Here is a 9,297-nt window from a genome sequence, read left to right on the forward strand (position 1 = left end):
TTTTTCAGGCGGCGCCTGTCGGCGCCCGCCTGGAACCCGGGCCATCGCCTATTCTGTCTTTGCAGTCGCGCGAAGGGCGTTGCCCGGCGGCATGGCCGACCAGTGGCGAAGCCGATCCCGGCCCTGGTGAAACCATCCGCGTGCACCGTGCTCAAAGGCTCTGGAGGCTGCGTCGCGGCCTCTTGAAAACCCACGCTGTGCCACGTTCTTCGTAGAGTCCGCTCATGCCGTTCTTATCTGATCATCACGGGTGCCAGGGGTGGAAGGGCGAAATGGCCGAGCGCATCCGTGCCTTCGACTGGTCCGCCACCAGCCTCGGGGCGTTGCAGCACTGGAGCCACAGCCTGTGCAGCACGGTGCAACTGATGCTCGGCTCGCCGCTGCCGATGGTGATGCTCTGGGGCCCCCTGGGCTACATGATCTACAACGATGCCTATGCCGAGTTCGCCGGCGGCCGCCATCCCTACCTGCTGGGCTGCGCCGTGGAGATGGGCTGGCCGGAGGTCGCCGAGTTCAACCGCGGGGTGATGAACACCTGCCTCAGCGGCGGCACCCTGTCCTATCACAACAAGGAACTGGTGCTGCTGCGCAACGGGGTGCCGGAAGACGTCTGGATGGACCTCTACTACAGCCCGGTGGCGGGGGACGACCAGGCTCCGGCCGGGGTCATCGCCATTGTCGTGGAAACTACCGCCCATGTGATTTCCGAGCGCCGCCGCCAGGCCGCGGAGGCCGCCTACCGGGCGGAGAACGAGCGCGTGCAGCTGGCGCTGAATGCCGGGGCGTTGCTGGGCTCCTTCGTCTGGGACGTCCAGGCCGACGTGCTGTCTTGCGACGAGCGTTTTGCCCGGACCTTTTCCTACCCGGCGGACCAGCCCCTGGACAACCTGCCGATCGATATCACCGAAAGCCGCATCCACCCCGATGACCTGCCGCGCATCAAGGAACTGGCCCATTACAGCGTGACCCAGGGCGGGCCCTACAACGCCGAATACCGGGTGCGCCGCGAGGACGGCAGCTACACCTGGGTGCTGGCCTGCGGCCGTTGCGAGTTCGACGAGTCGGGCCAGGCCTTGCGTTTCCCCGGGGTGCTGATCGATATCCAGGAGCGCAAGATCGCCGAGGAAGCCCTGCGCCAACTGACCCGCAACCTGGAGCAGCGGGTGCTGGAGGAGGTCAACGCGCGGCTCAGCGCCGAGGAGCAACTGCGCCAGGTGCAGAAACTCGAAGCCATTGGCGGCCTGACCGGCGGCGTGGCCCATGATTTCAACAACCTCCTGCAGGTGATCGCCGGCAACCTGCATCTGCTGTCCCGCCACGAAGCGGGCAACGCCAATGTGCAGCGGCGCACGGCCGCCGCGCTGACGGCGGTGGAGCGCGGCGCCAAGCTGTCGAACCAACTGCTGGCCTTTGCCCGGCGCCAGCCGCTGTCACCGGCCAGCTACAACCCGCGGCACCTGTACGAGGGCCTGGGGGAGTTGCTGCAGCGGGCCCTGGGCGAAACCATTTGCATCGATGTGCAATTGCCCGCCGAGCCCTGGTGCATCCATGTGGATCGCAACCAGTTGGAAAACGCCGTGCTCAACCTGGCGATCAATGCCCGGGATGCCCTGGGCGGCGAGGGGCGGATCCTCATCAGCGCCGAGAACCAGGTGCTGGATTCGCGCTTCTGCGCCGGCAAGGGCATCGCTGCCGGCGAGTACCTGTGCCTGAGTGTGGCTGACGATGGCCCGGGCATGCCCGCCGAGGTGCTCAAGCAGGCCTTCGAACCCTTCTTCACCACCAAGGCCGACGGTCATGGCACGGGCCTGGGCTTGAGCATGGTGTTCGGTTTCGTCAAGCAGAGCGGCGGCCATATCGAGATCTTCAGCAGCCCGGGGCAGGGCACCCGGGTGCAGATGTACTTTGCCCGCAGTGCCGAACCTACGCTGCAGCAGGCGCCGCGCCCGGGTCAGCGGGCGGGCGGTGGCGAGGAAAGCATCCTGGTGGTGGAGGACAACGCCGAGGTGCGCAGCGCCGCGGTGGAAATGCTCGAACACGAGGGCTACCGGGTGCGCACCGCGAGCAATGGTGACGCTGCCATGCAACTGCTGCTGGACGGGCTCAAGGTCGATCTGATCTTCACCGACGTGGTGATGCCCGGTCTGATCAAGAGCACGGACCTGGCCACCTGGGCCAAGACCCAGGCACCGCCAATCGCGGTGCTGTTCACCTCGGGGCACACCCGCGACATGATTTCGCGCAACCACCAGCTCAGCCCCGACACCCACCTGCTGAGCAAGCCCTACGGGCCTGCAGACCTGAGCGCCATGGTGCGTTCGGTGCTGGAGGCCTGAGCGGCGCCTGGCGCCAAGTGTGAAGCAGCGCATAAAAATCCCCAGGGGGCGACGACAAACTGGCGTCAAACTTCTACGCTGCATGAAGTTGAATGAACTTGTACGTTTTTTCTGCTGACCAAGGACAGGGGCATCGACCGCCTGATCCCATAACAACAAACGTCGTCTTGCGCGGTTTTTCTTCTCAACCTTTTTTGGATGCTCCGCCGTGATCTCCACCCTTGAACTGCGCAGAATCGTTGAAACCAGCTTCCTGCCCCTGCATTGCCAGTGCACCGTCGGCCACGACGGGGCCATGACTGTGCGCATCTGCGACCCCGCCAGCGGGCGCGTCGACCTGTTGGTCACCGGCATCGCCACCCGCGGCCTGACCAGCTCCCGGGCGCTGTCGGAGCTGATTGCCGAGTTGCGCTACGACCTCCAGCACACCCGCCTGAGCACCGAGCAGCAAGCCCGCCGCCAGCACGGTCGCTGAAGCGCCAGGGAACATTGCGCCGGGGGCGAGGCTCGAACCCCGGGTACGCGCGTCGATCTTCCACGGGGCTTGCCTCGGGCCTCGGACCTTGTGTGATGATCGCGCTTCGACTGTTCGCGGTTCTCGACATAAGGCTGGTTCATGACTGCTTCCCGTAGCCCCTCCAATGCTTCCCAGGCGAGCCCTTCGTCCTTTCCAGCCAGCGGTTTTGTCCGGGTGCGCGGCGCCCGCGAGCACAACCTGAAGAATGTCGACGTGGACATTCCCCGGGATGCGCTGGTGGTGTTCAGTGGGGTGTCGGGCTCGGGCAAGTCGTCCCTGGCGTTCTCCACCCTGTATGCCGAGGCCCAGCGTCGCTACTTCGAATCGGTGGCGCCCTATGCCCGGCGCCTGATCGACCAGGTGGGGGTGCCGGATGTCGACCGCATCGACGGCCTGCCGCCGGCGGTGGCCCTGCAACAGCAGCGCGGCACTCCCAGCACGCGCTCTTCGGTGGGCAGCGTGACCACCTTGTCGAGCCTGGTGCGCATGCTCTATTCCCGGGCCGGTAGCTACCCGCCGGGGCAGCCGATGCTGTATGCCGAGGACTTTTCGCCGAACACGCCCCAAGGCGCCTGCCCGGAATGCCATGGCCTGGGGCGGGTCTATGAGGTCGACGAAGCGAGCATGGTTCCCGACCCTTCGCTGACCATCCGCCAGCGCGCCGTGGCCTCCTGGCCCCTGGCCTGGCAGGGACAGAACCTGCGGGACATCCTGGTGACCCTGGGCTACGACGTCGACATCCCCTGGCAGCAACTGCCGAAAAAGCAGCGTGACTGGATCCTCTTCACCGAAGAAACCCCCACAGTACCGGTGTACGCCGGGCTGACCCCGGAACAGACCCGCGAAGCCCTCAAGCGCAAGCAGGAACCCAGCTACATGGGCACCTTCAGCGGCGCCCGGCGCTATGTGCTGCACACCTTCACCCACACCCAGAGCGCGCTGATGAAAAAGCGTGTGTCGCAGTTCATGCGCGGCAGCCCGTGCCCGCTGTGCGAGGGCAAGCGGCTCAAGCGCGAGGCCCTGGCGGTGACCTTTGCCGGGCTGGATATCGGCGAGCTGGCGCGCCTGCCGCTGCTGCAACTGGCCGAGGTGCTGCGGCCGGTGGCGGCGGCAGATTACCTGGAGCAGGCGCCCGCCGATGATCCGGTGCTGAGCCACGCCCAGACTCGTGCCGCGCGTCAGCAGCGCCATGCCCAGGGCGCCCCGGAGCATCGCGGCGCGCCGGATGTGCGGCATACGCCGAACCTGTCCCTGGAAAAGCGTCTGGCCGCCCAGCGCATCGCCCAGGACCTGCTGGAGCGGGTCAGCACCCTGACCGACCTCGGGCTGGGCTACCTGGCCCTGGAGCGCAGCACGCCGAGCCTGTCTTCCGGTGAGTTGCAGCGCCTGCGCCTGGCGACCCAGCTGGGCTCGCAGCTGTTCGGGGTGATCTATGTGCTGGACGAGCCCTCGGCAGGCCTGCACCCGGCGGATGCCGAGGCACTGTTCGAGGCCTTGCAGCGGCTCAAGGCCGCCGGCAACTCGCTGTTCGTGGTGGAGCACGATGTGCAGACCATGCGCCGTGCCGACTGGCTGGTGGACGTGGGCCCGGCGGCGGGAGAGCGTGGCGGCCAGGTGCTGTACAGCGGCCCGCCGGCCGGCTTGGCCGAGGTGGCGCAGTCCCAGACCCGGGCCTACCTGTTTCCCGAGCAGGCCCCGGCCCGGCGTACCCCGCGCCCGCCCCGAGGCTGGCTGCGGCTGGAAGGTATCAGCCGCAACAACCTCAAGGAGCTGGACGCCGAGTTTCCCCTGGGCTGCTTTACCGCGGTGACCGGGGTTTCCGGTTCCGGCAAGTCGAGCCTGGTGAGCCAGGCCCTGCTGGAACTGGTGGGCGCGCACCTGGGCAAGGCTTCGGCCAGCGATGAGGCGCCGGAGCTGGACCTGGCGGACGACGCACCGGTCAGCAGCGGCGGGCGGGTGGTGGCCGGCATGGAGCAGATCAAGCGCCTGGTACAGGTGGACCAGAAACCCATCGGCCGCACCCCGCGTTCCAATCTCGCGACCTACACCGGGCTGTTCGATCAGGTGCGCAAGCTGTTCGCCGCCACCGACGAGGCCCGGGAGCGGGGCTTCGACGCCGGACAGTTTTCCTTCAACGTGGCCAAGGGCCGTTGCCCGGCCTGCGAGGGCGAGGGCTTTGTCAGCGTCGAGCTGCTGTTCATGCCCAGCGTGTTCGCCCCGTGCCCGACCTGCCATGGCGCGCGCTACAACCCCCAGACCCTGGCCGTGACCTGGCAGGGCCTGAACATCGCCCAGGTGCTGCAATTGAGTGTCGAGCAGGCCTTGCCGGTGTTTGCCGAACAACCGGGCATCCGCCGCGCCCTGGAAGTGCTGCGCGACATCGGCCTGGATTACTTGCGCCTGGGCCAGCCGGCCACCGAGCTCTCCGGCGGTGAGGCGCAGCGCATCAAGCTGGCCACCGAGCTGCAGCGCACTGCCCGGGGCGCCACCCTGTACGTGCTGGACGAGCCCACCACCGGCCTGCACCCACGGGATGTGGACCGTCTGCTGGAGCAACTGGACAAACTGGTGGCGGCCGGGCACAGCCTGGTGGTGGTGGAGCACGAAATGCGCGTGGTGGCCCAGGCCGACTGGGTGATCGACATCGGCCCTGGTGCCGGCGACCAGGGCGGCACCCTGGTGGCCTGCGGCACCCCGCACCAGGTGGCAAAGCAGCGCACTAGCCGCACCGCGCCCTTTCTTGCCCAAGCGCTGGGCGGACGTTGATCCAGGGCAAAAGTGGCGACGAACGGTTACCGCTGGTCTGATTGGCGGTCGACAGACCCGGTCCGGCGAGGCCATTCTGATAACCGGCGGGGGCGTGATGACGCCCTTGCTGCCGATCAACCACGGAGGTGTTCCATGCCGGTGACCCACGACCTTTACCAGGACCTGAGCTGCAGTAAAGAAGACATTCAACAGCGTCGGGCCAGTGACCCCCACCTGAATGCGCTGTTCGACAAATACACCAGCATCGACGATCAGGTGCTCAAGGCCGAAGCTGCCGCTGCCGCAGACGACGAACTGAAGAAACTCAAGGAAAAACGCCTGCTGATCAAGGATGAGATCGCCGGGAAACTCACCGCCGGTTCCTGACCCCCCTGTAGCAAAGACGCTCGCAGTAGCAAGGAGCTTGTTGTGGCAAGGGAGCTTGCTCCCGCTGGGCGGCATAGCCGCCCAGACGCCCGCCGGGCTGTCCCCACCCCAAGCTGCAACGCCCCCAGCCTCAAGGCGCCAGCGCCTCCTTCAACGACAACCGGGCCATGTGCCTGGCCGTCAGCGCCCCCAGGTACAAGGCATCGCCATATTCGCGCACCGTGGTGATCGGCGAGTAGTTGCCGCTGCTGCCATCCTGCAGGTTGGCGATCACCTGGCCCTGGGTATCCAGGCCCAGCACGAAGCCGCGCTTCTCCACCGGCTTGGGCAATACCGTCATCGCCCGCACCAGCATCTTGCGCACGAAGGGGTAGGGCGCGGTGGCATCGAGCAACGGGTTGCGCGGTGCGTACAGGGCCACCCAGAAACGCCCGGCGCCATTGAAGCTCAGGTTGTCCGGCAGCCCCGGCAGGTTATCGATGAACAGGTCGTGGCTGCCGGCCTTGTCACCCTTGAGCCAGTAGCGGCTGATGCGGTAGGCGCCGGTTTCATTGACCAGCACATAGGCCTCGTCCGGCCCCAGGGCAATGCCGTTGGCGAACTCCAGGCGGTCCAGCAGCACCTCGGTGGTGCCGCTCTGGAAGTCGTAGCGCAGCAGGCGGCCATCGGCGTCGTGCTCGATCACCGCTTCGCCGTCATGGCCATAGCCCCAGCGGCTGGTGGCGTCGCTGAAGTAGGCGTAGCGCCCCGCGGCATCGACCGCCACATCGTCGGTAAAGCCGAACTTCAGGCCGTTGGCCTCGGTGCTCAGGGTCTGCAACTGGCCCTGGCTGTCCAGGGCCAGCAGGCCCTTGATGGCATCGGCGATGATCAGGCGCCCGTCCGGGTGCCGGGCCAGGCCCAGGGGCCGGCCGCCGGTATTGACCAGCACCTTGAGCGCACTGCCGTCGAGGCTGCTCTGGATCACCCGGCCGTCATGCAGGCCGCTGAGCAGTTGTTCGTGTTCCAGCAGCAGGGCTTCGGGGCCGTCGATGTCCCGGGCGCCCACCGGCTGCACGGCCTTGAGCTTCTGGTTCTCGGCAAACGGCCCCTGGCTCAGGGACGGCGCCGGCGCCGGGTTCCAGGCCACCGGCTGGACCCTGGTCGGCATCAGCAGCAGGAAGGCCAGGACGGCCAGCAGCACCAGCAGGACAATCCGCAGGCCGCTGAAGCGGCGGGGGGCAATCTGATTCATGCAATGACTCCTGTCGGGGCGGCCTCAGGACGGGCGGCCGGGGGCCTCGGTGGCGGGCAGCGGGATAGCTTGCTGGGCCATCTCGCACAATGCCAGCAATGAGGCGGCGGATTCCCGTTCTATCCGTCGCTTGAATAGCAGCTGATTGCCCAGGCGCATCAGCAGGTTGTCAAAGCCGTACTCCAGGGTCCGCACGAAGCGCGTGTGCTGCGCCCCCAGGGGCTGGCATTCGTAGGTCACCTGCAGGTGCAGGCCGTGATCGCCCCGGGCGCTGGCACGCCAGCGGTGCCCGGGCAGGTACTCCTCGACCGTCCAGCTCAGGTGGCCGCTGCGCCCGCCGGCATGGATGTCTTCCTCGAAGCCTTGCCCGGCGAACAGCGGGCCTTCGTCGCCCTCGACCTTGAGCGAGGGGGGGTGCCACTGTGGCCAGAGCCGCGAGCTGGCGGCATAGGCCAGGGTGCTGGCGGCGCTGCGGGGGATGTCGACCTGGTGCTGCATGCGGGTCATGGGCGTGGCCTCGTCAGGGGTGGAAGTGACGGCTGGCGGCTCTTGCGGTTGCCAGTGCAGGGTACCGAACAGCCAGTCCATCAGCGGCAGGACAATATTGAAGTTGCGCTCCTGCATCAGCTCGCGGCGGTGATGCAGTTCGTGCAGGCGGCGCATCTGCCGCACCCAGGGCAGGCGCGCCAGGGGGTGATTGGCGGGCAGGTGCTCGCAGGCATGGAACACCTCGTAGGCCAGGTAGCCGAGCAGGGTGCAACTGGCGAACAGCGCCGCCACGTTGCCATTCCACAGGCGCAGCAGCGCCCACAGGGGCAGGGCGAAGAGCAGGCTGTGCACCACGATCAGCCAGGCCGGAAACAGAATCACCCGCCAGTCCCGGTAGCCTTCATAGGCCATCAGCCCGGGGGCGAAGAAGCTGTGGTGGTCGCCGGTATGGCGGGCATAGAACATCCGCGCGAAGCGCTGCTTGTGATGCCCCAGCCAGCGGTGCACCACGTAGATGCACAGGTTGAAGAACAGCAGCGCCACCGGCACCGCCAGCCATTCCAGGGGCTGCACCTGGCTCAGGGTGCTGCATAGCAGGCCGATGCACAGCAGGCCATAGGCCAGGACAAAGCCGCCATGCAGCCAGGGGTTGTAGCGCGGACTGACCGCCGCTCGGTATTGCTGACGAAAGTGCTGGGTGGTTTCTCGCACGGCCCGATTCCCGTTGTTGTTTTTATGGGCTGCAGCGTAGCCGGCGGGTAATTATCCAGCCAATGGATAGTGGGAATGAGGATTATTCATCAGGCTGAAAATGCCCGGATAAAGCCCAGGGAAACGACAGCGAGGCGAATGAAAGATTGACGCCAGAATAGTGGCTATTTAGTATTTTGATATTGAATTGATATCATTTCTGCTCGCACTCTGCTCCTTTCTGGTTCCGTTTTGCCTGTCAGGCATCTAGGGGCTGCCAGTTCGACCCTGCTTGCCGAAATCAATTTTTCCTCGCCATGGGCCTTCAGGATGAAGGCTCCAGGGGCTTGTGCTCCTGCATTGCTAAGAGACTGACATGGACGTTCGCCACTTCACCTTCCTGGCCCAGCAACCCTCTGCTGTCCTGCAATCCCGTGATTCGTTCTGCGGCTTGTCCAAGCGCAGCCTGGCGTTCGTCCTGGCCAACATGATGTTCTGGCAGCCGCTGGTGGCGATGGCCGACGGCATCGTGGTCAACGGCAGCGGCACAACACTGGGTCAGGCGGGCAATGGCGTGCCCATCGTCAACATTGCCACGCCCAATGGCAGCGGCCTGTCGCACAACAAGTTCAGCGACTACAACGTCGGCCAGCAGGGGCTGATCCTCAACAACGCCACCGGCCGCACCCAGGAAACCCAACTGGGCGGAATCATTCTCGGCAACTCCAACCTGGGCGGCCGCGCGGCCAATGTGATCCTCAACGAGGTCAACGGCGGCAGCCCCAGCCAGCTCAAGGGCTACACCGAAGTGGCCGGGCAAGCGGCCCATGTCATCGTCGCCAACCCCTATGGCGTGACCTGCAACGGCTGCGGCTTCATCAACACCCCGAAAGCCA

The 9,297-nt window shown here is 66.2% G+C and carries 7 protein-coding genes; 5 read left to right on the forward strand and 2 right to left on the reverse strand.

The features are described 5' to 3' along the window. Positions 1-224: 224 nt before the first annotated feature. The 4 genes from BM382_RS27425 to BM382_RS27440 all read left to right on the forward strand — a co-directional run bounded on the left by BM382_RS27425 (position 225) and on the right by BM382_RS27440 (position 5,988). Positions 225-2,336: a hybrid sensor histidine kinase/response regulator gene (locus BM382_RS27425; RefSeq protein ID WP_019094004.1), complete on the forward strand. Its 2,112-nt coding sequence runs from the start codon at positions 225-227 to the stop codon at positions 2,334-2,336. Between the two features lie 208 nt (positions 2,337-2,544). Beyond that, complete coding sequence (locus BM382_RS27430; RefSeq protein ID WP_011061967.1) at positions 2,545-2,811, forward strand: DUF1652 domain-containing protein; 267 nt, start codon at positions 2,545-2,547, stop codon at positions 2,809-2,811. Between the two features lie 141 nt (positions 2,812-2,952). Continuing rightward, complete coding sequence (locus BM382_RS27435) at positions 2,953-5,619, forward strand: ATP-binding cassette domain-containing protein (protein ID WP_072444274.1); 2,667 nt, start codon at positions 2,953-2,955, stop codon at positions 5,617-5,619. 135 nt (positions 5,620-5,754) lie between these two features. Next, the gene (locus tag BM382_RS27440; RefSeq protein WP_015636110.1) at positions 5,755-5,988 is read left to right on the forward strand and encodes a DUF465 domain-containing protein; all 234 of its coding nucleotides are present in this window, start codon (positions 5,755-5,757) and stop codon (positions 5,986-5,988) included. Positions 5,989-6,118: 130 nt separating this feature from the next. Here BM382_RS27440 and BM382_RS27445 read toward each other — a convergent pair whose 3' ends face one another. Together BM382_RS27445 and BM382_RS27450 are read right to left on the reverse strand one after the other, a co-directional pair. Beyond that, positions 6,119-7,222, reverse strand: a complete 1,104-nt coding sequence (locus tag BM382_RS27445; RefSeq protein ID WP_072444272.1) for an SMP-30/gluconolactonase/LRE family protein — start codon at positions 7,220-7,222, stop codon at positions 6,119-6,121. Positions 7,223-7,246: 24 nt separating this feature from the next. Next, on the reverse strand, positions 7,247-8,422 hold the full coding sequence (locus BM382_RS27450; protein ID WP_072444270.1) for an SRPBCC family protein: 1,176 nt from the start codon (positions 8,420-8,422) through the stop codon (positions 7,247-7,249). A gap of 355 nt (positions 8,423-8,777) precedes the next feature. Here BM382_RS27450 and BM382_RS27455 point away from each other — a divergent pair. Next, a partial coding sequence (locus tag BM382_RS27455) for a filamentous hemagglutinin N-terminal domain-containing protein (protein ID WP_139238034.1) occupies positions 8,778-9,297 on the forward strand: 520 nt, incomplete at its 3' end.

The sequence above is a fragment of the Pseudomonas sp. NFPP25 genome (assembly GCF_900116505.1).
Lineage (GTDB): Bacteria > Pseudomonadota > Gammaproteobacteria > Pseudomonadales > Pseudomonadaceae > Aquipseudomonas > Aquipseudomonas protegens.

Coding starts and splice junctions, on each gene's coding strand:
- BM382_RS27440 (WP_015636110.1), top strand. CDS start 5,755: ATGCCGGTGACCCACGACCTTTACCAGGACCTGAGCTGCAGTAAAGAA.
- BM382_RS27445 (WP_072444272.1), bottom strand. CDS start 7,222: ATGAATCAGATTGCCCCCCGCCGCTTCAGCGGCCTGCGGATTGTCCTG.
- BM382_RS27425 (WP_019094004.1), top strand. CDS start 225: ATGCCGTTCTTATCTGATCATCACGGGTGCCAGGGGTGGAAGGGCGAA.
- BM382_RS27435 (WP_072444274.1), top strand. CDS start 2,953: ATGACTGCTTCCCGTAGCCCCTCCAATGCTTCCCAGGCGAGCCCTTCG.